This is a genomic window from Paenibacillus sp. FSL E2-0177, assembly GCF_037992975.1.
Classification (GTDB): Bacteria; Bacillota; Bacilli; order Paenibacillales; family Paenibacillaceae; genus Paenibacillus_AQ; species Paenibacillus_AQ odorifer.
This window is the reverse complement of sequence record NZ_CP150307.1, coordinates 3698989-3722620: the sequence shown is the minus strand read 5'-3', so window position 1 is coordinate 3722620 and position 23632 is coordinate 3698989. Positions and strand designations below refer to the sequence as shown.

General features: G+C 42.0%; 24 protein-coding genes and 1 pseudogene. 5 read left to right on the top strand and 20 right to left on the bottom strand.

Annotation, left to right across the window (positions count from 1 at the left end; genetic code table 11):
• Positions 1–42: 42 nt before the first annotated feature.
• The 10 genes and pseudogenes from MHI25_RS16555 to MHI25_RS16510 all read right to left on the bottom strand — a co-directional run bounded on the left by MHI25_RS16555 (position 43) and on the right by MHI25_RS16510 (position 10061).
• Positions 43–939 (bottom strand): carbohydrate ABC transporter permease, encoded by an 897-nt coding sequence (locus MHI25_RS16555; protein WP_076184861.1) that lies wholly within the window; start codon positions 937–939, stop codon positions 43–45.
• A 13-nt stretch (positions 940–952) separates the two neighbouring features.
• Positions 953–1870: an ABC transporter permease subunit gene (locus MHI25_RS16550; RefSeq protein ID WP_175617341.1), complete on the bottom strand. Its 918-nt coding sequence runs from the start codon at positions 1868–1870 to the stop codon at positions 953–955.
• Between the two features lie 271 nt (positions 1871–2141).
• A complete protein-coding gene (locus tag MHI25_RS16545; protein ID WP_076184863.1) occupies positions 2142–3110 on the bottom strand; it encodes a LacI family DNA-binding transcriptional regulator in 969 nt (322 codons plus the stop codon).
• A gap of 510 nt (positions 3111–3620) precedes the next feature.
• A pseudogene (locus tag MHI25_RS16540) lies at positions 3621–3924 on the bottom strand (alcohol dehydrogenase catalytic domain-containing protein); the annotation flags it as partial.
• Between the two features lie 80 nt (positions 3925–4004).
• A complete protein-coding gene (locus tag MHI25_RS16535; protein WP_076184865.1) occupies positions 4005–5087 on the bottom strand; it encodes an alkene reductase in 1083 nt (360 codons plus the stop codon).
• Positions 5088–5130: 43 nt separating this feature from the next.
• Complete coding sequence (locus MHI25_RS16530; RefSeq protein WP_076133019.1) at positions 5131–5829, bottom strand: SDR family oxidoreductase; 699 nt, start codon at positions 5827–5829, stop codon at positions 5131–5133.
• Between the two features lie 161 nt (positions 5830–5990).
• Complete coding sequence (locus MHI25_RS16525; RefSeq protein WP_076133021.1) at positions 5991–6569, bottom strand: TetR/AcrR family transcriptional regulator; 579 nt, start codon at positions 6567–6569, stop codon at positions 5991–5993.
• Between the two features lie 526 nt (positions 6570–7095).
• On the bottom strand, positions 7096–8595 hold the full coding sequence (locus MHI25_RS16520) for a dienelactone hydrolase (protein WP_340393692.1): 1500 nt from the start codon (positions 8593–8595) through the stop codon (positions 7096–7098).
• 272 nt (positions 8596–8867) lie between these two features.
• Positions 8868–9101: a transcriptional regulator gene (locus MHI25_RS16515; RefSeq protein WP_076106729.1), complete on the bottom strand. Its 234-nt coding sequence runs from the start codon at positions 9099–9101 to the stop codon at positions 8868–8870.
• Between the two features lie 408 nt (positions 9102–9509).
• On the bottom strand, positions 9510–10061 hold the full coding sequence (locus tag MHI25_RS16510; protein ID WP_340391784.1) for a TetR/AcrR family transcriptional regulator: 552 nt from the start codon (positions 10059–10061) through the stop codon (positions 9510–9512).
• Positions 10062–10209: 148 nt separating this feature from the next.
• Here MHI25_RS16510 and MHI25_RS16505 point away from each other — a divergent pair, with 148 nt between their 5' ends.
• From MHI25_RS16505 to MHI25_RS16495, 3 genes are all read left to right on the top strand, one after another.
• Positions 10210–11133, top strand: a complete 924-nt coding sequence (locus MHI25_RS16505; protein ID WP_340393688.1) for a 2-dehydropantoate 2-reductase N-terminal domain-containing protein — start codon at positions 10210–10212, stop codon at positions 11131–11133.
• A 134-nt stretch (positions 11134–11267) separates the two neighbouring features.
• Positions 11268–11585, top strand: a complete 318-nt coding sequence (locus tag MHI25_RS16500; protein ID WP_340393686.1) for a hypothetical protein — start codon at positions 11268–11270, stop codon at positions 11583–11585.
• Positions 11542–11868, top strand: a complete 327-nt coding sequence (locus tag MHI25_RS16495) for an MFS transporter (RefSeq protein WP_076184869.1) — start codon at positions 11542–11544, stop codon at positions 11866–11868. The genes MHI25_RS16500 and MHI25_RS16495 overlap by 44 nt, the downstream gene beginning before the upstream one ends.
• Before the next feature lie 25 nt (positions 11869–11893).
• Here the strand turns inward: MHI25_RS16495 and MHI25_RS16490 are convergent, their stop codons facing one another.
• Complete coding sequence (locus MHI25_RS16490; RefSeq protein WP_340393683.1) at positions 11894–13387, bottom strand: SMI1/KNR4 family protein; 1494 nt, start codon at positions 13385–13387, stop codon at positions 11894–11896.
• 346 nt (positions 13388–13733) lie between these two features.
• Between MHI25_RS16490 and MHI25_RS16485 the strand changes: the two genes are divergently transcribed.
• Positions 13734–14051: a hypothetical protein gene (locus MHI25_RS16485; protein ID WP_340393680.1), complete on the top strand. Its 318-nt coding sequence runs from the start codon at positions 13734–13736 to the stop codon at positions 14049–14051.
• Positions 14052–14071: 20 nt separating this feature from the next.
• Here MHI25_RS16485 and MHI25_RS16480 read toward each other — a convergent pair whose 3' ends face one another.
• The 3 genes from MHI25_RS16480 to MHI25_RS16470 all read right to left on the bottom strand — a co-directional run bounded on the left by MHI25_RS16480 (position 14072) and on the right by MHI25_RS16470 (position 15994).
• A complete protein-coding gene (locus tag MHI25_RS16480) occupies positions 14072–14260 on the bottom strand; it encodes an alpha/beta hydrolase (protein ID WP_053781983.1) in 189 nt (62 codons plus the stop codon).
• A gap of 226 nt (positions 14261–14486) precedes the next feature.
• On the bottom strand, positions 14487–15077 hold the full coding sequence (locus MHI25_RS16475) for a YdeI/OmpD-associated family protein (protein WP_232061375.1): 591 nt from the start codon (positions 15075–15077) through the stop codon (positions 14487–14489).
• Complete coding sequence (locus tag MHI25_RS16470) at positions 15053–15994, bottom strand: alpha/beta hydrolase (RefSeq protein ID WP_340393675.1); 942 nt, start codon at positions 15992–15994, stop codon at positions 15053–15055. Before MHI25_RS16470 ends, MHI25_RS16475 begins: the two co-directional genes overlap by 25 nt.
• 99 nt (positions 15995–16093) lie before the next feature.
• Here MHI25_RS16470 and MHI25_RS16465 point away from each other — a divergent pair, with 99 nt between their 5' ends.
• A complete protein-coding gene (locus MHI25_RS16465; RefSeq protein WP_340393672.1) occupies positions 16094–17005 on the top strand; it encodes a YafY family protein in 912 nt (303 codons plus the stop codon).
• 546 nt (positions 17006–17551) lie between these two features.
• Here MHI25_RS16465 and MHI25_RS16460 read toward each other — a convergent pair.
• From MHI25_RS16460 to MHI25_RS16435, 6 genes are all read right to left on the bottom strand, one after another.
• On the bottom strand, positions 17552–18409 hold the full coding sequence (locus MHI25_RS16460) for an ABC transporter ATP-binding protein (protein WP_076190254.1): 858 nt from the start codon (positions 18407–18409) through the stop codon (positions 17552–17554).
• Between the two features lie 9 nt (positions 18410–18418).
• Positions 18419–19432 (bottom strand): iron ABC transporter permease, encoded by a 1014-nt coding sequence (locus MHI25_RS16455; protein WP_340393669.1) that lies wholly within the window; start codon positions 19430–19432, stop codon positions 18419–18421.
• Positions 19429–20370 (bottom strand): iron ABC transporter permease, encoded by a 942-nt coding sequence (locus MHI25_RS16450; protein ID WP_312149973.1) that lies wholly within the window; start codon positions 20368–20370, stop codon positions 19429–19431. Before MHI25_RS16450 ends, MHI25_RS16455 begins: the two co-directional genes overlap by 4 nt.
• 158 nt (positions 20371–20528) lie before the next feature.
• Entirely contained in the window at positions 20529–22484 is a 1956-nt protein-coding gene (locus tag MHI25_RS16445; protein WP_339187138.1) for an AraC family transcriptional regulator, read from the bottom strand.
• A 261-nt stretch (positions 22485–22745) separates the two neighbouring features.
• A complete protein-coding gene (locus MHI25_RS16440; protein WP_076179406.1) occupies positions 22746–23027 on the bottom strand; it encodes a hypothetical protein in 282 nt (93 codons plus the stop codon).
• A 53-nt stretch (positions 23028–23080) separates the two neighbouring features.
• A complete protein-coding gene (locus tag MHI25_RS16435) occupies positions 23081–23632 on the bottom strand; it encodes an NADAR family protein (protein ID WP_340393666.1) in 552 nt (183 codons plus the stop codon).

Sequence of the window (23632 nt, the reverse complement as noted above, 5' to 3'; positions counted from 1 at the left end):
TATACGCTGTGCATCCCCCCTTTCAAGTACCGCGTCAAAGTATTATCCTTTGATGGAGCCAATCATTACGCCTTTAACAAAGTACTTCTGAAGGAAAGGATACAAAATCAACAGCGGAAGACTGGATACCATAATGACCCCGTATTTGATCAGTTCCGTCACACGCATCTTGGCTGCATAGGATTCCACATCGATCATCATGCCGGAGTTGACCTGATTCTGGACAAGGATGTTGCGTAGCACTAATTGCAGCGGATACTTGCTCTCATCATTTAGGTAAATCAATGCATCGAAGAATCCGTTCCAGAAGCCGACCACATGGTATAACACCATTACCGCCAGGATGGACTTGGACAACGGCAGAACGATGCTCCAGAAGAATCTGGTGTTAGAACATCCGTCGATTGAAGCCGCTTCCCACATTTCGTCTGGTATGGATGACTGAAAAAAGGTTCTTACAATAATGACGTTAAAGACACCGCCTGCCCCGGGAATGACCAGCGCCCACATCGTATTTAGCAGGTGCAGATCTTTAATCAGCAGATAGGTGGGAATCAGCCCGCCGCTGAAAAACATGGTAACCAGCAAAAACCACATAATCAAAGACTTCCCGGCCAGATCCTTCCGGGCTAACGGATAGGCTGCAAATACTGTCACGGCTACTCCAATTAATGTTCCCAGCGTTGCATAAAGAATGGAGTTGCCATATCCGATCCAAATGGAGGAGTCACTGAATATCCGTTCATAACCGTCCAGCGTTAAGCCTTTCGGGAATAGCCAGACCTCACCGGAGTAAATGTAATTGGGGTCACTGAATGAGGCAACCAGTACAAAATACAACGGGTACAATACTAGCAGCATAATAATGGTCAACAGAATGTAATTGATGATGTCAAACCATACATCCCCTCTGCTCTTTCGCTTCAATAATTGATTCATAATCGTCTCCTCCTTACCACAGACTGGTCTCTGTCATCTTTTTAGCGATCCGGTTAACGGTGAAGATCAAGATAATATTAATAAGGGAGTTGAACAGGCCGACTGCCGTAGAAAAGCTGTATTGGGCTTTCTGAATCCCCATCTCATATACATAGGTAGGGATAATATTGGAGGTGGCGTAGTTTAGATCACTCTGCATCAAAAAAGCCTTTTCAAAACCGATACTCATAATGTTGCCGAGTGCGAGAATCAGCAAGATAACGATCGTCGGCAGTATGCTGGGAATATCTACATACCAGACACGCTTCCATTTGCTCGCCCCATCCATAATGGCCGCTTCATGCAGCTCAGGATTGACTCCCGCAAGTGCAGCAAGATAGATAATCGTGGCGAAGCCTGTTTCCTGCCAGATTCCTGATAAGATATACAAGGGACGGAACCAACCCTCATCAGCCATGAAGAGAATAGGCTGTCCGCCAAACGAGGTAATAATATGATTCACGATTCCGCTGTTTGGAGATAAAAAAACATTAAGCATGCCAACGAGTACTACGGTAGAGATAAAGTGCGGCGCATAAATCACAGTCTGTACAAATTTCTTATAGGACTTGCCCAGCATCTGATTCAGCATAATTGCGATGATGATTGGAGCCGGGAATCCAAATAACAGCGAAAGAAAACTGAGTGAGAGCGTGTTTGTGATGATTGTCCAGAAGTTATAGGAATTAAAGAAATCTACAAAGTGCTGAAATCCTACCCATTCACTTCCCCAGATCCCCTGGCTGGGTGAGAAATCCTTAAATGCAATTTGCACCCCATACATCGGATAGTACTTAAATACGAGGTAAAGAATAATGATTGGCAGTAAAAACAGGTACAGTTCGTAGTCGCGTTTGAACCTGCTCCATGGTTTACGTTTTGGTTTGATCATGGAATGATTCGCCCTGTTAGTTGTTGAATTCACGCGTATTCTCCCTTTCGTGTACAATTAATTACTTTTGAAACGTTTCCAATTTGAATTTAGAAAAAAACATTGGATAGATCTTTATCAAGAATCACCCGGATGTGCACATGTTTTCCAAAACTTTTTATAAGAACTGATCTATCTTAATTATTTTTGAAACGTTTCCAATTTAGAGTGAAAAACATCAGTTAGTAACGTGCTTCCACAGAATGAGCTGAAGTTTTTCGATTAAAGGGGATCATGTAGTTTCACCTTGTTTGAATTTAACGGGGATACGATAAACTTGTTTATCTAAAGGAATGCCATCAATCTTGTTATAGAGCAGTCTAATTGTCATGCGTGCCATCTCTTCCACCGGTTGCCTGATTGTTGATAGAATAGGATGAAAATAAGGATTATCCTGAATACCATCATAACCGACGACCTTCACATCTTCTGGTATACGAATGCCCTTCCTGCGTGCTTTGTCAATATAGCTGGCAGCGAGCATATCGGTAATGGCAAAGATACCATCTACATCGCCATGTTCGTTGAGGAACTCGTTAATATAGGCATTGTCATCTACTATTGGATCCGGCTTCTCGTAGATCACATAATCGATGCCTAAAGCCTCCGCTTCATGAATAAATCCTTGCCTGCGGTTCATGGTTTCGCTGAAAACGGAAGTGACACTCCCCATAAAAGCCGGTTTCCTGGCTCCTGCTTTCACCAGCTCTCTTAAAGCAAGACGTCCTCCCTCAAAATTATCTGAGGTCACACAGGTAATCTTCTTGTTAAAGTGCCTGTCGATGCTTACAATCGGAATGTCGTTGCTTACATTATTCTCGATATCGTTGTAAGTTATGCCAACAATACCAGCCACTTTGTTCTGCCGGAGCATTTCCAGATAATATAGCTCCTTTTCAGGCTTGCCTCCACTATTACATAACATAAGCTTAAAGCCTTCCCGGTCCAACTCATCCTCAATGTAATAAGCCAATTCAGAAAAGAATGGATTCCAGATACTTGGAAGTAGTAGAGCCACCATCTTAGATTTCTGCATCTTGAAATTCCTGGCCACTTCATTAGGGAAGTAATTCAGTTCTTGTATAGCTTCCTCCACTTTTTTGCGTGTCTTGGGTTTTACAGCGCCAGAGTTGTTAATGACTCTGGACACGGTTCCTACAGCAACGCCTGCTAAGTTTGCAACATCTTTAATACTTGTCATTTAACACCCCCGACCTCTCTATGGAAATTATAATATCACCAAAATGGAAACGTTTCAATATTTATTTTGGAAACGTTTCAACTTTTCTTCTGCTTGTAACAAAGATCTGTTTTTACTGCTATGGATGTTCTAAGGTATAGCCTGCAAAAATCAGATCAGAAAATTAGATGAACATAAAATCGGCAATAGTACCATATTCTTGTCCATTATCGGCATGGGAGCAAGTTCTTGTCCTGAGCAAAGGACAAGAACTTGCTCCCTTAAAACAGAAAACCCGCGCTTGGCGCGGGCTCTAATGGGACTATGTTGTTGTCCACCGACATACAATGACACAAAGTTACCTACATAAATATAGATGTCATCCTCCCTATAATGATAACAAAAAATCTATCTTCAAAAAAATTCTTCAATTAAAAATACTATATCTATTAGGTAATAGCCTACGGATTTTTTATGTTGTTCTAATTCAGTCAATTTATATTCGAGATACAAGTTCGAGTTAATCCGATATTTAGGCATTTTAAATATAGCTTCATCTTTGACCGCCACATATTCAGCGAAAACTCCTATTTTATTCACCGGCAACCTCGTATAAACTCGGTTACCAACCTGAAAATTAACAACATCTTTACCACATGCTTCTATAACACCAGATAGTTCATTACCTAATGTTAATGGGAAATCATAATCAGTAATCATTCGGATACTGCCATTTAAAATTAATGAGTACCTCACGATTATCGATTTCCGGTATCTTAACATTGTTTATTTCCAAATGAATTTCTTTTGAGTATTGTATTTGAGCAGCTCTCATGTTCTGCCAGCTTCCTCTCCATTTGAAAATTTTATGGCGTACAATTTTCAGTTGTACGCCAGTTGTGATTCCACATATTCTTATTGATGTTGAGTTTTTAATTCTTCCATTCTAGGGTAGTCTGTATAACCTGAGCTTCCGTTACCAGAGTATAATGTTTTAGGATCAACTTCATTTAAAGGTGTTCCTTTTTTTAGTCGTTCCACAAAATCCGGATTAGCTAAAGACCAGATACCGACTGGTACGACATCAGCAGTACCACTATCAATATCTACACTAATATCTTCAAGTGCCCGCCCTACTCGATTGACCAATAATGGATTTGTCCAAATTGAACGAATTTCATGGAGCAGTATTTCATTCCCTAAATGCATCACATGGAGGTATGCTAAATTATAATTAGCTAATTCTTTTACAAGATGGCGATAAACCTCTGGTCCTTGTGCGCCTTCAACAATCCCACCAAGAGGTGTTCCTGGTGAAATACGGAAACCGGTTCTTTCTGCTCCAATTTCTTCAACGACTGCTCTTGTTACTTCAATTGCAAACCGAGCACGGTTCTCCACAGATCCACCGTATTTATCGATTCGTTTATTAGAATTTTCACTAATAAATTGATTAATTAGATAACCGTTGGCTCCATGAATTTCAACCCCATCAGCACCTGCTTTAATAGCTGCTGCAGCTGCTCTTCGGAAGTCTGCAATAGTATTTTGAATATCTTCTTCACTTAGCTCTCGTGGGACGGGTATTTCCTGCATTCCTTTAGCAGTAAACATTTCTACACCAGGTGCGATCGCAGAAGGTGCAACTGCTTGTCGATGATGCGGAGTATTGTCGGGGTGCGATATACGGCCCACATGCATTAATTGTATATACATAAAGCCACCTGCTTCATGCAACGCATCCGTAACCTTTTTCCAACCTTCTATTTGCTTTTCAGTATAGATGCCAGGTGAATTTAAATAACCTTGACCATCATCAGATGGTTGTGTACCTTCACTAATAATTAATCCCATTGATGCTCTCTGAGCATAGTAAAGAGAGCTTAGTTCTCCAGGTGTGCCGTCCTTCTGTGCTCTACTACGTGTCATAGGTGCCATTGCTAAACGATGAGGTAATTCCATATTTCCAATTTTCGTATTACTCCACAATTTGTTCATTTATTATTCCCCTTTATGAATTAAATTAGAAATGAAATTGTTATTAAGAAAGATGAGGGTACAGTGCAGGAACGCCACCTGCAAGTCCACCTTGTATCATTCGGCTGTTATCATCAGCAATAATTTCAAAGCTGCCAGATTCTATGCCATTAATAGCTATTTTTGCGATATCTGCAGGGCTTGCTTTGGGGACTTCTAAGCTGGTTGTCATGTCTGTATCCATAAAGCCCACATGTAATCCTGATACTCTTATATTATGAGGATATAGATTTAAACGTAAATCGTTCGTCAATGCCCACTCTGCAGCCTTTGCAGCTGAATAAGCACCTACAGTTCCTGAACTAAACCAAGATAATGCGGAAAGAACATTTAAAATAGATCCTCCCCCATTTTTTTCAATTATTGGTGCAAAAGCACGAACCATGGACAGCGTACCGAAGAAATGCGTATCAAACTCCAAATGTATTTTTTCTACCTCATCGTCCAGCAAAGTGGCGCCAGTAGCTGAGCCTGCATTGTTGATTAAAAGCGTCACGTCCTTAGCGAGGATAACAGCTGCTTCAACTTCTTGAGTGTTGGTAATATCAAGCTTTACTGGTATAACGCCTGGAATGTTAATGGTTTCCGGATTTCTTGCACCACCATAAACCTTAGCCCCTCTGGATAAAAGCTCCAGCGTGAGATGGCGGCCAAAACCTCGATTTGCTCCAGTGACAAATGCTACTTGTTCAGAAATTATCATTTTTGTTACTCCTTTTATTCATCGTTTATTCACTATATGGGAATGATCATTCTAAAAAACATATAAGAAGGATCGTTTAAAGAGATCTTTAAACGAGACAAGACTCAGTTATGAGAACAATCATTCTAGAATATGCATAAGCAATTATATTTAAATAATAATTACTTATATAAAAGTTTAATTGATAAATCGGCTATTCGATGTAATTTTTCTTTAGGCACTGAGGTCCTAGTCATTACCCTTAATCCCACAAAAACAGAATGCAGATGTTCCGCTAGATCGTCGGCATTGAAATCCAAGCTAAATTCTTCATCCTGCTGGCCCCACAGAATAATATCTTTGAGCAGCTTCTCTGATAATGTGAACGATTCAATGGACTTCAAATCCACATTGGCATCGCGCATTGCTAATTCCACCGCTGAATTCACCATCAAACAGCCTGAGGGCGAATCTTCTTCACCATTTATTATGAAACTAAAGATAAGCTGAAGTGCCTCAGTTGCAGTCTTGGAACGTTTAACTTCTCTTGAAAGCTCAGCATTCACTTTATCGCGAAAACGGTCCATGGCTTTCAAAAACAGCGTATGCTTGTCGCCAAATGTGTCATATAAACTTCTTCGATGAACTCCCATATGCTCTACAAGATCTGTCAAAGATGTCTTCTCGTAACCCTGTTCCCAAAAAAGCTTCATCGCCTTATCTAATACTTCGTTCTCTTCGAATTCTTTGCTTCTTGCCATTCGATTCCCTCCCTAATAGTAAATGTAACATATTGAGAACGATCGGTAAAGAATAGATTTTCTAATCACTGTTGACGATGTGCTCTCTTAGCTTTCTTCTTCACTCCTTCCGACTGGTCTGTGGTGACTTACCTCCGAACGGATCCCTTCCCCATCATAGCGCGACTATGTAGGTAACTTTAAGTCAATAAACCACAATGTAGATACATTTGTGCATTTTTTTTGACACAAATGTACCTACATAAAAAAAAGAAAAGCCTGATTTAACAAGCTTTTGTCGAGTAGCTTATGTTGGCACTTTTGTGTCTTTGGACAGTTCGTTATATAACATGTCGGTGGACAAGAAGATTGTCTACTTCGGCTACGGTACTTAAAAGGGTAAAGTTAACGGGTGGCCGTTAGCTTAATAAAAAGACAGCCGATCATCTAGACGGCTGCGATCGTGTATGGATTGATCGTTCCCCATAAGCGTAATGATGTTGCTTCAGTCAAAAATAACTGCAATCTTATTAACCTGCTCGGTAATTTATAGCGAGGTTACGAACTTCACCTCCGGAAAGCGGCTATCTGGTCCTTTCATTAAGATTCCGTCTTGATTTTTCAGATACATATCGAAGAAATTCAGCATATAGGTATTGGTAACAGAGTCCGCTCTATCGGGCTCAATCTTTCCTGTAATGCCCAGCATTTTGAAAATCGGAGAAATGAACTGTACGTCGGTAAAATTCAAATGCTCCGTATTTTCGATATAGAGGACTTGTCCCCCTTCGTCGACCGCTTTGCGCATCCGTTCAAGCTCCAACTTTTTATCTTCCGTTACTTGATCCTCCCACTCTCTGGTTGAGCCCATACGGTTAATTTCTGCATCCGTGTAGACCCGGTTATCCATCACCATTTTTAATTTTTCGAAATAGCTTTCCGAGTTGAGGAACAAAAACGGCTTTCGCAGTCCCTCTCTTTCACGCAGACGATAAAGCCCTCCATCCAGATCTATGCCAACCGCGATTCGCGGATCGTAAGAAGCGTCATAAGCCGTTGCTCCGCCGATAGAATGACCGAACACCCCGACATGGTCGAGATCAATCCAGCCTTTTAGATGACTTGGAATCTGCCCCGATTGGATAAGCTCGAATTGGTCCAGCACAAACACCACATCGTCGGTTAAAACTTTCCCTAACTTGTCGCGATTTCTGCTTTCCGTCCGATAATTATGGTCAGGCGAGAATAAGTCGTTGGTTGTGCTGGTCGTGATTCGACCGTCCGGAAACTCGGTTGCAAATGTGTTGTAGGTGTGGTCGATCATTGCCACGATATATCCGTGGCTCGCGAGATATTCGGCTTGCGAAGTGTGGAGGAATCTAGAAGAGCCGTTGCCGGGATTCCCAAGGATCAGTGGGTATGAAGTCTGTGCCGTAGAGATTTCCGCCTCCGAATATGCATAACTGGATACGTACTTCAGGTGTTGAAAAGTAAACCCGGGAAGACCATAGTTTGCGGCCATATAACTTAAAATCCGCGTATCGGGAATAAAAGCAGTTCGCTTGCCACTACCAGCTTGAGTCGGATACCATACCTGAACCATCAATTCTCTTTTACCCTCTCTTGCTTTATCAAAAATCTCTTCTCTATTGGTATCCACAAAATGAAACGTTTGCGTTCCTACCTTAAATTCCCCTGTCAGTTCAGGGAGTTTAAATACAGGAAAAGCATACATGAGAACAGCTGTTCCGACCAGCATGATCGCTATAGCGGTATAAGCTGAACCCAACAGGAATCGAGGGATTTTTTGGAAACTGCTTTTTTTAAAATAACTATAACCTGAAATGGCTAAAAAAATGACCGTTATGCAATATGGGAAAAACAGCTGAACTCTGTATCCTTCTACCGTCCAATGAATGACCAGCAAAACTGCGGCGATCCCGCTTGCAACGAATACTGGAATAATACGCTGACCTTTTTTTAATACAACTGTTAATACAAATAAACTGATGTTTGACAAATATAGCAATAATTCAAACAATCTCATCTCAAGTCTCCTTTAAAAAAAATTCATTTTCATTTGTTCCAATCATTCCTACCTAGCTAGCCTAACCCCCCTCCTTTTGCTGCTTCAGTATAAAGACGGTTTCTGAATCCAAAATGTATCAGTTTCGTTTCTGTAAACTGCTTATTAGCTTAATAAAAAGGCAGCCGATCATTTGACCGGCTGCCTTTTTATTTTGATTGAGCTATCGTTTCCCATTATCTTAGCTTAATAGATCACATTCGTAGTCTTAATGCAACCTACCACTTATTCCATTAATCTCCCTTTACTTCATTATCATTCGGAATTAATTCATACAAGGCACGAACATCACAACCGATGGAATCGGCGATCGATATGGCAATTTTGAGTGGCATCACTCTTTTGTTTTCAATAAAGTCGTAAACTCGTTCCGGTTTAAAAAGCAAGTCTTTTGCCAGCCATTCCGCAGACTTCCCGGATTCCATCAATCGTTCATTCAGTAAGCAACGTCCTAGTTCAAATTTCAAGAAGTGATGACCTCCCGCATAAGATAATACTTAACCTTAAGCGTTGTCCATTGCCAGCATGAATATACTTCATAAAGGGTCCTATAACGATGAAGTTCCCCATGTTTCCCGTTAGTTCAATCTGTGGTTTTCCTATTTTCAGCCCAATTTTCCTGTTCACAATTGAGATTAATGATGCATAATAGCACTGTGTAGAAAATCTGCTAAATCCTCATTGCTATATTGATTAATGATGTTCATATCTCTCACTCCGTACATATATAAGCAATAACGCCCCATCTCGTGGTCTATAACATCGTCCACCTTAAGAGTAAGTTAGGTCAGTTTTTATGGAGTATATTGTGTAAACAAGCTTTTGCGCGCTTTTTTATTGTTATAGAACATATGGATTTGGTTTGAATGACAGACTCATTCTTTAAAATAGGGCGTAATCCCTCTTGAATATAGGTTCTCCACTAACTTGAAAAATTCTTCTGACGATAAATCCTTTTGACGCTGGAGCCAAAGACGAAACAAAGAAAGAGCAGTTGTCAGGTAAAACTCAATGAAGTATGGCGTTAAGGATTGGTTTTGAGGAACGTCTAATTCTAATTGATCCAAAGCGATTTCTTTTTTTAAGCGTTTTAAAAAACGGGCACTTCCATAATCACCCAAAAGGGCGTTGAGAACCAGGAGATGTTCTTTTTTGTCCAGACAATTGAGCGTATCTTGAACCGTATCCTTCGATAGCTCTTTATTCGCCAATTCTTTTTTCATGTCATTCAATAAGTCATTTTCAACAGAGTCTAACAATTCGTAAATGTCAGTAAAGTATTGATAAAAGGTGCTGCGGTTATATCCTGACTTATTCGAAATTTCCTGAATCGAAATTTTCTCAATCGGCTTTTGGCTATACAACTCACAAAAAACTTCTACAAATTTTTGTCTCGTTTTCTCCGTTATTTGGGGTTGCTTTTTCATGTTTCCCTCCTACTAGTGAATAAGAATATCATCCGACAAATCATAAAAAACTGATGGTTGATCAAGGAATAATGAAGATTTATAATCACATCATACAACATGTTGTCGGATAATAAAAAGGGAATATTAATAAGTAGAGGTGGTTTATATGTCGGGAAAACAAGATAGAATTTTAATTTTTGGTGCAGGTGTCATCGGGAGCATGTACGCAATAAAGCTTATTGAAGCAGGGTATGACGTTAGCCTGTTTGCACATTCGAATAGATATACATCATTAAGAGAAAATGGCCTGCAGTATATAGAAAAAGGTACAGTTAGATCGATACAAGTGAATGTCATGGATACGCTCGAAAATGACGATGTATACGATTTTATTTTCGTTACTGTTCGTTATGATAGGTCCGAATCAGCATTGTTAGCGCTAAAAGATAATCAAAGCAAAAATATAGTTACGATGATTAGTAATTCAATTGGATTTTCTTCGTGGCTGGATATCGTAGGGGATAGACTTCTACCAGCTTTTCCCGGCTTCGGAGGACAGATTAAAGATGGAGTATTACATGCGCGATTTCTACCAAAGTTTATAGCGGCAACTGCATTTGGAGAAATTAATGGTGCAGTGACAGAACGTATAGAAAACCTCGCAAAATTATTTAAAACTGCAAAGCTTCCCTACGTTATTAAAAAGGATATGCAAGCGTATCTAATCTCACATTCCGTATCAGACATTGCCATGTTGAGTTTTTTGCATTCTGAGAATAAGATCATTGACGAAAAAACAGCCAGAAACAGAAAGACGGCACGCAAAATAACAGTCACTTTAAAAGCGTATCTAAGGGCAATACAAAAAGCTGGCGTTTCAATTGATCCTCCAATGCTTAAAATGGTGCTTAAATTTCCAAACTTATTTTTGGATCTTTTCTTTATGACATGGCTACGAACTAAGATGGTTAGGGATATGATGTTGCCGGATTATGCGAATAATGCTAACAATGAGATTGTACAGCTGAGTAATGATTTAATGAAATTTTTAAGTCAACATGATATCAAATCGGAAATACATGTTCAGTAATTTTTTGTTAAAATAGTATGGTGTTTTTTTATTTATTTTCATTAAATCCTTCAATCAGGCATTAATCTGAATATGAAAATCTAAATATATAGTTTTTTCGTAGCATCCTTGAATAAACTAACGGGAAATGATAATTGAACAGCGGCAGTCTAAGACTTTATTTATCAAGTCTTGGACTGTCGCTGCTTTATTATCCTGGACAGTCAGCTGATAAACGCATTTCAGTATTCAAAGTTTTACTCACACCTGGGGTGATTCCTATCTTGGTTGTGGTTCTTGCCTGGATGCTGACTCATAATATTTTGTACACCTATATCTCTCCTTTCCTGGATGATATGGGGCTTGAACCCTATCTCGGACAGGTTCTGCTTGTTTTTGGAATTATGGCACTGGTGGGAATCTGGGTGATTGGGATTTGCTCTGATATCTCTTGTACTAGGACTTTGGAGTGAGCATGGTACTATTATCTTCATTTCTGTTGCGCTGTGGGGGCTGACATTCGGTGGTGCGGCAACATTGTTGCAGACAGCACTTGCTCAGGCTGATGGGAAGCAAGGTGTGGATATCGTGATGCCTATCAATACAACGGTTTGGAATCTGGCTATCGCCGGCGCCGGGATGTTGGGAGGAGTCCTTCTGAATCAATGGGGCACCACCTCCTTTCCTTGGGCACTTCTGCTTCTCTTGCTTCTTGCTCTGTCTCCTTTCTTTTATAAAAATTTCACCCTATTTTGATAAAGCTCAGTGTAGGCAAGCTTCATTAATCTTTCCATGTTACCTGCCATCCATATGACTGAAGTTTAAAGTATTTATTAAACTCCGCAACTACGGACTTCGCGTTCTCTTTCGATGTTGCATGAAATATAGTTATATCGACTATATTACAGTCTGAAATTTCCTCCAAACCTTTAAGTCTTGATGCATCTACTCCAATCTGCTTTAGACTCATACAATTTTTGAGTATTGTTAAATCTCCAACCGGATAAGTGAACTGCTTTAATTTCTTCAATTCTCCTATAACCTCTATATGTGATTCATCTATTGCACAGCTATCTGTCTCAAAAACCGTTAGATTCTTTAAAGCTTTTAAGAATGATAAATGTGGTATTGTCACTTGTTTGAGCTCTAGTTTTATTAACTTACTAAGGTTTGAAATATAAAGCAGGTCGCCAACCTCCATTTCTTCTAAACTTAGTTCCTTCAAATTTTTTATAGTTCCTATTAATCCCCTATCAATTGAGTTCATTCTACATAATCTCAAACTCTTTAATTTCTTTATATCTTTCAGTGTATGTATATCTTTTAATGGAAGTCCTATTAATGTTAGCTTCCTTAACCCATCTAAAGAAACTAAGTACTTCAAATCAGACTCTTTAAAAGCTTCTGATCCTATCACAAGTTCTGCTAAAGAGGCCAAGCGTTGAAGTACATCAAAATTAGTAATTTCATCCGCATGTATAATAAGTTCTTTAAGATTAACCATATGGGTTAAAATATCCAAAGATATTGCTCCGTATTTTTGAGCTTGATCAGCTCTAATAAATACCATTCTCTTTTTTTTCAATGTTTTTGAAGATACAAAACCACTTTCAACATCGTCTTTAAAATACTCTTCCCAAAATCCGCTTACAGGGATAAGGCTGTTCTCTTCGATATTCAAATTAGTCAAAGCCAAAATATCATCTAACAAACTTCCACTTTCACGGGATAATATGATTACATCTTCTTCTTCACGAATACCAATACTACTATTTCTGAGACTCGAATCGATAAATTCAAAGAAATGTCCCAAACTTTCTGCAATAACATAGGAAAAATGAGAATTATGATCTATCGTGATAATTTGCCCATAAACGCCCTTTTCTCCGGGGTCTAAATCTATTGCCAAAAATGAGCCACCACCATCTTCAGCAAAAGGAATCCAGCCTTCTCTGTAGTTCCCGTCTTTTATTACATCTGATTTGCTGGATATAATATCATAAGCTGATTCTAAAAGGGACTTCCAGTTGCTTACTATCGATTCAATGTTCATCCAACCAAGACCAGCCATAACGCCAAAAATCTGCTCTCCTTCTCCATTAGAATTCATGTATAACTTTCTGAAATCTTCTGGAAATTTGCAGTTCATCATGCTCTCGAAAAGATCTATTTCTGATTCCTCAACTGCTGGATTCAGTAATTCCTCTACATTTGGTATATGCGATTTTAATGTCTCGATAAGGAAACACTCTTCTTTTTTATTAGCTAATGACATATAGTGGCCCCCATTCTACAGAGTCATAATAGTTTCAGTAAACATTCTTCGTTGATCATCAATCATTTTGTTATGATTCATCTTCAACAGTTCTATCAATAATTAATTCTATCTTAAATATGGAGCATCTATCTCCCGATTTAGCAATATCGTATCATGAATTTGTAAATATTGTTGTATTAAGTCATATGAAAAAAACTAAGAGTCATCTTAGGGGTTAATTTTATCTCTATATAAACTTCATTCACAACTAATTTTCACCCTATTTAATGGTACGGTTCAGCGTAACATCTATAGAACGCAGACACCTACACAAACACCTGCACCATTGTCTCCACAAGCCGCGTTGGATACGATTAATGCTTACTACGTTCAGCAAGCTGGCGATGCGCCTGACCACTCAATATTTGACACTACTGGAGTAACAGATGTTACTCCGTCGAACTTAACCTATGTTGATTATGCATTGAGCGAGGACGAGACATCTCCATGGACAGTACTTGAAATTCAAGAGATTGTTAATGAAGTTCATTCAGGACTCGTATTGACAGCGATCGGCACGGGGCTTTCCCATGCCGTTTTGAATTCCATTTTTATTCCCGTTCTTACCTTTGAGCTTAACTTAATGACCTTGCCTGTTTGGGTGTCCTTATTGTTTTTCTAAGTTTTGCTTGCTAAGCGACTCTATTCAGCATCATTCTGCTCTTCCAGCCATCTCAAAATCGCTTGGTTTGTTTCTTCCGGCTTTTCTTGCTGGATCCAATGACCGCAATCCAGATTGACCACTTCTGCATTAGGCACGAACTTTGTCAGGTTTTCAGACCTCTGGACCGTATCCCGGTCACCATAGATCATGAGGGTCGGCTGTACCATGAAAATGAAGGGGGTTGCGATTTTGGATGAGCTGTTTCATCCCTTCTTCATTTAGCGATTTGATTTATGCCTCGCATTTAAAACGTTCTGACTTTTGATGAGAATTAAACCCTAATTGATTGAGAAATACAGTAGCTCCTCTCTCCTATAGATCAGGGAAACAATAGACCCAGATTTATGCAGTACCAAAAATCCGTTTAACCATTCTTTTGTTATTTATATTTCCTTATTCTGTAATATATTTTTTGCAATGTTGAAATTTTAGCCCTTCTTCAGATGAAGCGATCAATATTCCAAGCCTTCTTAATCGTGTTTCTTCTTTCTTGGCGCTCATTACCCACCAGATTGAATCTCTTTTATAGGATGGTGATAAATTAGTGAAGAATAGCCAGGCTGTTTGATTTGCCTTGATTTGTTCTTCATATTCTTTGGCAAGTTCCACGTTTCTTTGTTCAGAGGAATAGCCTTGTGCATCGGTTCTGTTGTTAAAGACGTGCATTCCTTCTGGTCTCATCTTTCCAAACTGTATTAGTGCTTTTACCTTCTTTACGTTCACAGCACTCCATACACTATTTACTTTGCGCGGAGTAAAGCGAATCTTATAGCTTTGTTTATCAATGGTTTTTCGTATACCGTCAATCCACCCAAAACAAAGAGCGGCATCTACTGATGCAGACCAAGTAAGGCTTGCACGACCTGTACTTATCCCAAAATAGCCCACCCAAATTTCACTAGCTTCAGCATGATGTTCTTCTAACCAATCGTTAAACTCTTCTTGGTTGTTGAAAAAAACTACATCTCCCATTGTTCCAGCCATTTTAAAATCGCTTGGTTTGTTTCTTCCGGCTTTTCTTCCTGGATCCAATGACCGCAATCCAGATTGACCACTTCCACATTGGGCACGAACTTTGTCAGGTTTTCAGACTTCGCAACCACATCCCGGTCGCCGTAGATCATGAGGGTCGGCTGCTGGATGATTGGGTTCACTTTCGCCAATAAGCGCCAGTTGCGGTCAAGGTTCCTGTACCAATTTATGCTGCCCGTGAACCCTGATGTTTCAAAAGCGGAGACGTAAACGGCCAGCTCGCTTTCGCTCAATACGGGCTCACCGAGCGGTGTTTCTGCTCTGGCGAGATTGATCAACGCCATACCTGGCTCAGGTGCTCTGAGAGGCTCGCTCTTCCGGTACAGGTTGCGAAGGAACCTGTATGTATTGTCTTCGAATACGGCGTCCGCGACGCCTGGCTGTCGATTGAAGTGGACGAAATAGAAATCGCCGCCAAGTATTTCTTCCATGAACTCGATCCAGGGTTTTTCTCCGCGCTCTTGGTAAGGCAAGCTCAGATTTATCACTTTATTGACGCGGTTTGGATGCAACAAGGTCAGTCCCCAAACGACGAATGCACCCCAGTCATGACCGACAAAGGTAGCGTCCTCGTATCCATAGTGATCGAGAAGCGCGATGAGATCACCCGACAAGTGTTCAATGTCATAGTCTGTTACTTCGGTCGGACGGGATGAGTTGCCGTAACCCCGCTGGTTGGGGACGATGGCATGGTAGCCCGCTGCGGCAAGTGCGTCCATCTGATGGCGCCAAGAAAAGGCATGCTCTGGCCAGCCGTGGCAGAGTACAATAGGTTTTCCTGCGTTTTCTCGGCCTGCTTCAAACACTTCGAGTTCCACACCGTTGGCTGAAATAAGGGTGGGCTTGGGAAAATCGGTTGGATTAAACATTGAATTAAAACCTCCTTCTTGTGATACTTGTAGTATAATGAATAAAAGGTGACATCTAGGTGTCACCTTTCTGAAATCATGTAAAAAAAGAGGGCAATTATGGACAAAGTGGAGAGACTCATTTCGATTATCATGATATTGCTGAAAAAAGAGGTTGTTTCTACAACGGAATTCTCACAACTATTCAATGTCTCCAAAAGAACGATCCTTCGCGATATGGAAACATTGAGCTTATCGAACATCCCGATCTACTCTGTCAATGGGGTCAAAGGGGGCTACGGCATAATGGATGAATACAAGGTTGATAAACGCCCTTTAAGCAGCTCCGATTTACAGAATATATTAACTGCGCTCGGCGGATTGGAACAAATCCTCCGTACTGAAGAAGTTGAAAGAACGATAAAAAAAATAGAGGCAATGGTTAGTCCATTGTCTCTAAATCGTTCCATTCAACTGTCGTTTTATGATTGGGAAGGTCGGTCCGAGATTCTTGAAACCTTAAAGACATATCAAGAATCCATTTCAAAAAAGAGGCTGGTTTCGTTTGATTATACAGATAAGGACGGGGCTGTAACGAATAGAATGGTCGAGCCCTATGAGCTGCATTTTAGCGAATCGAGTTGGTACTTGAAAGGATTCTGTTTACATCGACAGGGATATCGAACTTTCAAGTTATCTCGGATCGATCATATTACTATGGATGAACGCGCGTTTCATCCTAGAGACGATTGGTCAGAGCAAGTACACGAAGCAAATTATCTACCTGAATTCGTCACGATTAAGGCCTGGATATCGCCTAGCATAAAAGATCAAATCATCGAAAGGTATGGTCGAAGAAGTATTGAAGACCATAATTCTGGATTTTTATTAGCAACCATTTATGTCCCACAAAATCGTATGGGATTTCAACTTTTAGCAAGCTTCGGCACTCATCTAAAAGTTGTAGAGCCCAAAACCTATGTTGAAGACTTTCGAAATTATTTATATCAAATGATGGAGAACTATTCCTGATATATTTAGCATTAAAGCTTCAACCTTCAACTCAACTTTTCACCCTATTTATGGTACGGTTCAGCCCGATTTGTCTTCACCGTGTGATACATCTGTTCCAAGATTTCAGCCACGTTTAGATTCTATTGTGATTGTGCGCCTGAGTCTGAACCAGCTGATCTTCTCAACTGCTGTGTTGCGGTCCCCATCTGCAGTTTCCGGGCAATCTGCTTGTTGCGCATTCCTCTGATACCTTCAATAGTCCTCCTTGCTTCATTTAGAGTTATATATACTGGTTCTCTCAAATTAATCACGTAATCTAGTGCTCCGAATAATAAAAAAAGCCCGCAAGCTAGTTACCTGCGGCTGTGAATTTAGGATATGTTGTTATTTATTATTATCTCTCCCCTCTGCAACAAGCCTTAGCCCACTTTCATGGAGTTAGTTGCTTGTGGAAGCTACACCAAAGGCTATACGCGTTGAATCGTGGCTATCATGACACCGGCAAATCCAATGCCTAACTGCACCAGTATTTCCGTGCGCCTAGGAGGACACGCTATGCGATTTTCAAGTGGCAATCGCCTCCTTCTGTTCCTTAGCTTTTGGGAATCCTTGATCCACACCTTGTTCTCTACGATTATCACGCAAGAGCTCGTACGTCACATACACCGGTCGCCCTGTTCGTGGTTCCAGCATAATCTCGGCATCAATGGCAAATACCTCACGCAGCGTCCGTACCGTCATTACACGCTCTGGCGAACCATGCTCCACCACCTGACCCTCACGAATCGCCACCATATAGTCGGAGAAGCGTGCTGCCAGATTCAGGTCATGCAGCACCATCACAATCGTCACCTGTTGACTGCGATTTAGTTCATAGAGCAGTTCCAGCACTTCAAGCTGATGCGCCAGGTCCAGATAGGTTGTGGGTTCATCCAGCAGGATCAGATCGGTTTGCTGGGCGAGCGCCATCGCAATCCATACGCGCTGACGCTGACCGCCAGATAGCGTATCGACCTCACGATGCTCAAACGCTGTAAGCTGTGTAACCGATAGGGCCCAGGCTACTACTTGCTTATCCTCTTTGGAGAGCTTGCCGAAGCCCCGTTGATGTGGAAAACGCCCATAGGCGATTAATTGACCGACCGTCAAACCGCTCGGTGCGGTCGGCGTCTGCGGCAGAATCGCCATCTGCTTGGCCACTTCCTTGGTGGACAGCGTACGGATATCGGCGCCATTCAGATAAACCGTACCATTATTCGTCTTGAGCAACCGACCGACTGCCTTTAGTACGGTTGATTTGCCGCATCCATTGGGACCAATAATCGAGGTAATCTGTCCACGCGGAATCTGCAAGTTCAGTTCTTTTACGATAAGCGTGTCATTATAGGCAATATCGATTTGTTGCGCTGTAATACTTTCCATGACGTCCTCCTAATTGGCCTTCGATAGTAAATAAAGAAAGTACGGAACACTGATGACCGTAATGACGATTCCCGTCGGCACATCTCCCCCCAAGCTAACCGTGCGCGTAATCGTGTCAGCCAGCACCACGACTAATCCTCCGGTCAGGCTGGCAGCCGGAACGAGCAATTTGTGATCGGGCCCGACCAGTTTTCTTGCCACATGCGGAGCGATCAAGCCAACGAAAAAGAAGCTTCCGCCCACGGCCACACTGCCAGAGGATAAAGCAACCGCAGCGACCGACAACCCCAAAAACTGCCGCTTCACGGCAAGACCCAGCCCTTCTGCCGTCTGATTGCCCAGATGGAGGGTGTTGAGTATGCGAGACTTGTAGAAAATATAGCCGAGTAAAATCAAGACCCATGGTGCCAGTACGGAAATATAACGCCAATCAGCGCCCCATAAGCTTCCCGCCAGCCAATGCAGCATGAAATCCATCTGCGAATCATTCAGCTTGAGAGTCAGGAAGGTGGTCAGCGCTTCATACCCGCTTCCGAGTGCGACCCCGGTTAAGATCAAACCGATTGGCGAAATATCTCGCCCACGGCGATACGATAATAAGAAGATCAATCCCGCCGCCAATAATCCGCCAACAAAGGCCAGTAGTGGTAGGGCAATAAAGGAGCCCTTTCCTGTCGATGCGATGAATACGACGAAGAACAGGACAAACAAACCCGATCCCGAACTAATCCCCAGCGTCCCTGGACTAGCCATGTCATTACGCAGCAAACTCTGCATCACGACCCCAGCCGCTCCCATTCCCAGACCTACCAAGATCGACAGTGTGATTCGTGGCAGGCGAAAATCGAACACGATCAGATTTTGCTTATCTGTACCGTTTCCGAGGAGAACATTCAGCACTTCTAGCGGTGAAAGATTCATTTTGCCAGAATTCATGCTAATGACAGCAAAAATAAGGATGAGCACCATAAGCACTATATTGACGATAATGCCCCTTTGCACCGTATAACGCTGCTTGATCATTCAGATTCCCTCCTTTGCTTGCGAGCCAGGAAGAGAAAGTACGGCACACCAATGATAGAAAATATAATACCAATCGGTGTTTCGAACGGCTTATTGATCAAGCGGCCAGCCAGATCGGCCGACACGGTCAGCAACGCACCATATAGTGCAACTGCCGGAATAATGTAACGATAGTCGACACCGACCATGTATCGCACAATATGTGGGGTAATCAGACCAACAAACCCGATCGGACCAACTAAGACAACAGCTAATCCAGTCAGCACGAGCACGATAATCGTCGATAAACCTTTGACCAGTCCGCTACGAATACCGAGTCCACTTGCCACATCATCCCCCAAACTGAGCAGTGTAACAGAAGGAGATAGCGCCAGCGCCAGCAGTACACCACCAACAAATAGCGGTGAGATGATCAGCAATTCCCCCCACTTGACCCCCGCTGTACTGCCTGCCGTCCAGAATGCTAATGCTCGACCCAGATTATAATTGATCGCTAAATACTGACTGAGTGCGCCAAATAGCATAGAGATGGACAGTCCTGCCAGTACCAGCCGCTGAGGCGTCATCCCGCGCTTGCCCAGTGACGCGATGAAGTAAGTGATCCCGGTCGCGAGTGCTGCTCCCAGACAAGCAAACAGCATCATATGCCCATACGAATAACCCGGCAGAAAGGCCAGGCAAAGAGCAATCGCGAATGCTGCACCAGAGCTGATGCCCATCAGCCCGGAGTCAGCCAGCGGATTTCGCGTCGTTCCCTGCATAATAGCCCCACATACCGCAAGGCTGCATCCGACGATCAGATCGGCTACGGTACGCGGAAGACGTAGGGTTTGTATAATTTGATGCTCAGTGAGCGTTGGATCAAATCGGAAAATAGCCTCCCATGCAGTCGCTAACCTCATGTCGGCGGCGCCGAAGCTAATCGACGCCGCCGACATGAGAACCGTTAATCCAAGCCCTACCACCATGTACATGGTGAAATTCACCGCCCCACGGCGTTTTTGTTCAGGCTTGTTTTTCATTACGCTTTCCTTTCCTTACCTACTGATAGTCATATTTACAAATTGGAGTACTTCTTTTTACCTCGTCAAAATCCTTATCTAGCCATAGCCAGCAATTGATTTACAATATGATCAATCAATGCACTGGAAGTCATTATATCCGTGGACCAAGATAGCGATGTACCCACCGATATGATCCGATTATGTTGCACAGCAGGTAGCGATTTCCAGACCGCATTATCAGTAGGGACTTCCGTATCTCCTATAGCGATTAGATAATCCCCTATGTAAGCAGCCAAGACCTCCATAGAGATATCTCCCCAATATTTATCTGTGTCAATAATATCAGTTTGAACTTTTGAAGGTGCCTTCATTTTAAGTCCATTATAAACAAGCTCGCCAACCGCATGCTTGGCTCCAGCGATGTAGTTACTTTTATCACTGAATTCCCCCATAGTAATCGTCACGTCTGAAAGACCTGCATTCTGAAGGGCTAGCTTCGCTTCTTCTATTTTTCCGGCATAAGCACTCAGAACAGCCTTAGCCTCTTCCTGCTTGTTCAAAACATCACCAATAAAATGTATCCGCTCTTCTGTAGTCATATCACCATAAGGGACATAAATTGTCGGGGCAATTTTGGATAAATCTTCATAATTTTCATCGCCCCATGCTAAAATGATCAGATCAGGCTCAAGAGTCATGACATCTTCCGGCTCCATAGCTATTTTAATAGAGTCTGTAATCTGGTTAGCAAAAACAGCCTCTTTCCCGTCCCTTGCCGCTCTCGCCACCCCTAAAGGAGTTACACCTAGGGCCACCACATCACCAACCAAATAATCGACTACAACACGCTGAGGGTTGTTCGGTACCTTAACGTCACCCTTTACTGTGGAAATCGTTCTCGTCTGCGAGACTGCTTCTGAAGCTTCCGGTTGTGTCGTCTGTTGTGTCTGCGCAGGGTTTGAATTCACCGTTCCCCCGTTATTCGATGGCGTTCCCGACGCACATGCCGACAATAACAGCATCAAGCTCATCGTCGCCGCCAAGATCATTTCTTTACTTCTTACTTTTCCAAACATGGTTGATTCCCCTTCTCTATAAGACTGGACTAGACCCGCTAGTTCCCTCTCATAGTAAAGAAAATGAGAATCATTATCAATACCATCAACCTGCATAGATAGTGCGTTTATTTTCCGATAATCACTTGGCGTCATCTTGTAATACTTCTTAAACATCCGAAACAAATTTTTCTCATCTGCAAAACCAGATCCTGTTGCGATCTCTTTAATGGTTGCTTCTGTATGTTTCAAGTCATGGCAGGCAGCTTCAATCCTTCTCTGAATGAGGTACTCCTGTAAGCTGATGCCTTCCTTTTTTTTGAACAGCCGCGTCAATTGCCCGCCACTGATCCCAAACATATCGGCAATTTCTTGGAACATAATCGGCCGCATGTAATGTTTATCGAGATATATCTTGGCAGAACAGGCTGGATCTGGCTGGAGATACCGAATCTCCCCACTCTCAAAATCTCTGTACACCCCATGTATCAATTGATATAGAAAACTTTTGGCCTGCAGCTGATCCATCGCTTTGCCGCGGTTCCAGCCATTCATCATCTGTTGAAACCAATCGAGTAGCAAGATAGGATTACTTGGTGTATAACCATACTGTTGAACAAATGGATTTACTTCCTCGAGTAATTGCTGCAGGTGCCTCTTGAAAAAAAGAGGTAATTCTGCTTTATAAAATACCATAAAGGTCTTCACATTCTCCCCTTTAGGCGAAATACTGAGCAGGCTCCCCTTCCCTCCGTGAACTAAACCAAAGCGTTCCATTCCAAATGTGGTTTCATTCAGTTGAATTTGTGCTTCTCCTCCACATGCATAGATAAACATGCTACTAGGCATTTTATACTGCTCCAACGGGTATTGGGACGCTACATTCTGAAAACGTACATCTATTAATGTAATGATCGAACGTGTCCAAATGTGGGCCATCGTATCGATCATCTCCGGTGTAAATACCTGACTTGCTGCTGCTTCGTCTTGCATCTATCTGCGCTCCTTCATCTCACCTTTTGCAATTTATATATCACCTATCAATTCAATTGATATTGATTATCAATATCATAATTAATGAGGTAAGTATATCATCATTAAGTGACATTGGGGACAAGTTCTTGCCCTAAACAAAAGACAAGAACTTGTACCGATAAAAAAAGCCGCGCACAGCGCGGCATCCCGTGAGACTATGTTCTTGTCCTCTGAGCGAAGAATTGTTTCTATAATCTCAGTAGAAGATATTATTTACAGCTAAATATTCCGAAGCAGTGAAAGATTTAGTTCCGCTCTCCCTAAGTAGCCGCTGCAGATAACGGGGCGGTTAATGATTTCATACATTTTTTTAAGATCCGAAATGTACTCTTGGCTCCAAGTTTCAAAAGAATCGAATTCCGCCTTAGAAATTTGATGGTACTCCGGGGAGTCGGTTACCCCCGTAAGGACCTCATATGCATAAATATTATCGCCAAACTTTCCTACTGATTGGTATCTTCCTGTTTTCAGGCAGATATAATCGGTATATTTCACGGTCATCCCTCATCCTGTCATTGATTTCCTCAAGTCCATTAATTTAATCTTGTATAAATCTAACTCCGCAGCAACTCGTCCCGCGCTTCCGTCAGTGCGAACCCCAGCAGATTTCTGCCCCGCCATTTCATGGGATTCTCAGCATCCGGATTGGACTGGCCCATGCCGATCCCCCAAATACGGTCCCGCGGGCTAGCCTCGACGAGGATGCGGTTCTTCGTCGAGTTAAGATAATCGTTAAGCTTCGGATTCTGCGAAAATTTGGCCAAGCTGGCTCTTTTGACGATGTTGTAACATTCCTTATCCCAAATATCTTTGTCAAAGTTTTGGACCGCACGTCCAAAAGCCTTCATCTCCTTTGGATGCTTAGCTTTAAGGATGGACTCCAGCATTTCGTCATCGCCGAACAACCTTGCCTTCTCGGCCATCATAAACTGCTCGGCGCATGAGTACTGCGTTCCCTCTACCGTGAACGGGCACAGCCACCATTGGCTGAAGCAGCTTTTATCAACGCTCCCGTCCTTAGGCGGTGTATGTCCCCAAAAAAACACGAATTTGAACTTTTTTCCCTCGTTATATGCTTTTCTTAACTCATCGATATTGTAAATCAT

What these genes read in the sequence shown, in the direction of transcription:
- MHI25_RS16440 (WP_076179406.1), bottom strand. Translation starts at nt 23,027, where the DNA reads ATGACCGTGAAATATACCGATTATATCTGCCTGAAAACAGGAAGATAC.
- MHI25_RS16475 (WP_232061375.1), bottom strand. Translation starts at nt 15,077, where the DNA reads ATGGCTGGAACAATGGGAGATGTAGTTTTTTTCAACAACCAAGAAGAG.
- MHI25_RS16470 (WP_340393675.1), bottom strand. Translation starts at nt 15,994, where the DNA reads ATGTTTAATCCAACCGATTTTCCCAAGCCCACCCTTATTTCAGCCAAC.
- MHI25_RS16550 (WP_175617341.1), bottom strand. Translation starts at nt 1,870, where the DNA reads ATGATCAAACCAAAACGTAAACCATGGAGCAGGTTCAAACGCGACTAC.
- MHI25_RS16535 (WP_076184865.1), bottom strand. Translation starts at nt 5,087, where the DNA reads ATGAACAAATTGTGGAGTAATACGAAAATTGGAAATATGGAATTACCT.
- MHI25_RS16465 (WP_340393672.1), top strand. Translation starts at nt 16,094, where the DNA reads ATGGACAAAGTGGAGAGACTCATTTCGATTATCATGATATTGCTGAAA.
- MHI25_RS16520 (WP_340393692.1), bottom strand. Translation starts at nt 8,595, where the DNA reads ATGAGATTGTTTGAATTATTGCTATATTTGTCAAACATCAGTTTATTT.
- MHI25_RS16435 (WP_340393666.1), bottom strand. Translation starts at nt 23,632, where the DNA reads ATGATTTACAATATCGATGAGTTAAGAAAAGCATATAACGAGGGAAAA.
- MHI25_RS16450 (WP_312149973.1), bottom strand. Translation starts at nt 20,370, where the DNA reads ATGTCGGCGGCGTCGATTAGCTTCGGCGCCGCCGACATGAGGTTAGCG.
- MHI25_RS16555 (WP_076184861.1), bottom strand. Translation starts at nt 939, where the DNA reads ATGAATCAATTATTGAAGCGAAAGAGCAGAGGGGATGTATGGTTTGAC.
- MHI25_RS16545 (WP_076184863.1), bottom strand. Translation starts at nt 3,110, where the DNA reads ATGACAAGTATTAAAGATGTTGCAAACTTAGCAGGCGTTGCTGTAGGA.
- MHI25_RS16530 (WP_076133019.1), bottom strand. Translation starts at nt 5,829, where the DNA reads ATGATAATTTCTGAACAAGTAGCATTTGTCACTGGAGCAAATCGAGGT.
- MHI25_RS16455 (WP_340393669.1), bottom strand. Translation starts at nt 19,432, where the DNA reads ATGATCAAGCAGCGTTATACGGTGCAAAGGGGCATTATCGTCAATATA.
- MHI25_RS16525 (WP_076133021.1), bottom strand. Translation starts at nt 6,569, where the DNA reads ATGGCAAGAAGCAAAGAATTCGAAGAGAACGAAGTATTAGATAAGGCG.
- MHI25_RS16460 (WP_076190254.1), bottom strand. Translation starts at nt 18,409, where the DNA reads ATGGAAAGTATTACAGCGCAACAAATCGATATTGCCTATAATGACACG.
- MHI25_RS16445 (WP_339187138.1), bottom strand. Translation starts at nt 22,484, where the DNA reads ATGCAAGACGAAGCAGCAGCAAGTCAGGTATTTACACCGGAGATGATC.
- MHI25_RS16505 (WP_340393688.1), top strand. Translation starts at nt 10,210, where the DNA reads ATGTCGGGAAAACAAGATAGAATTTTAATTTTTGGTGCAGGTGTCATC.
- MHI25_RS16480 (WP_053781983.1), bottom strand. Translation starts at nt 14,260, where the DNA reads ATGGTACAGCCGACCCTCATGATCTATGGTGACCGGGATACGGTCCAG.
- MHI25_RS16510 (WP_340391784.1), bottom strand. Translation starts at nt 10,061, where the DNA reads ATGAAAAAGCAACCCCAAATAACGGAGAAAACGAGACAAAAATTTGTA.
- MHI25_RS16490 (WP_340393683.1), bottom strand. Translation starts at nt 13,387, where the DNA reads ATGTCATTAGCTAATAAAAAAGAAGAGTGTTTCCTTATCGAGACATTA.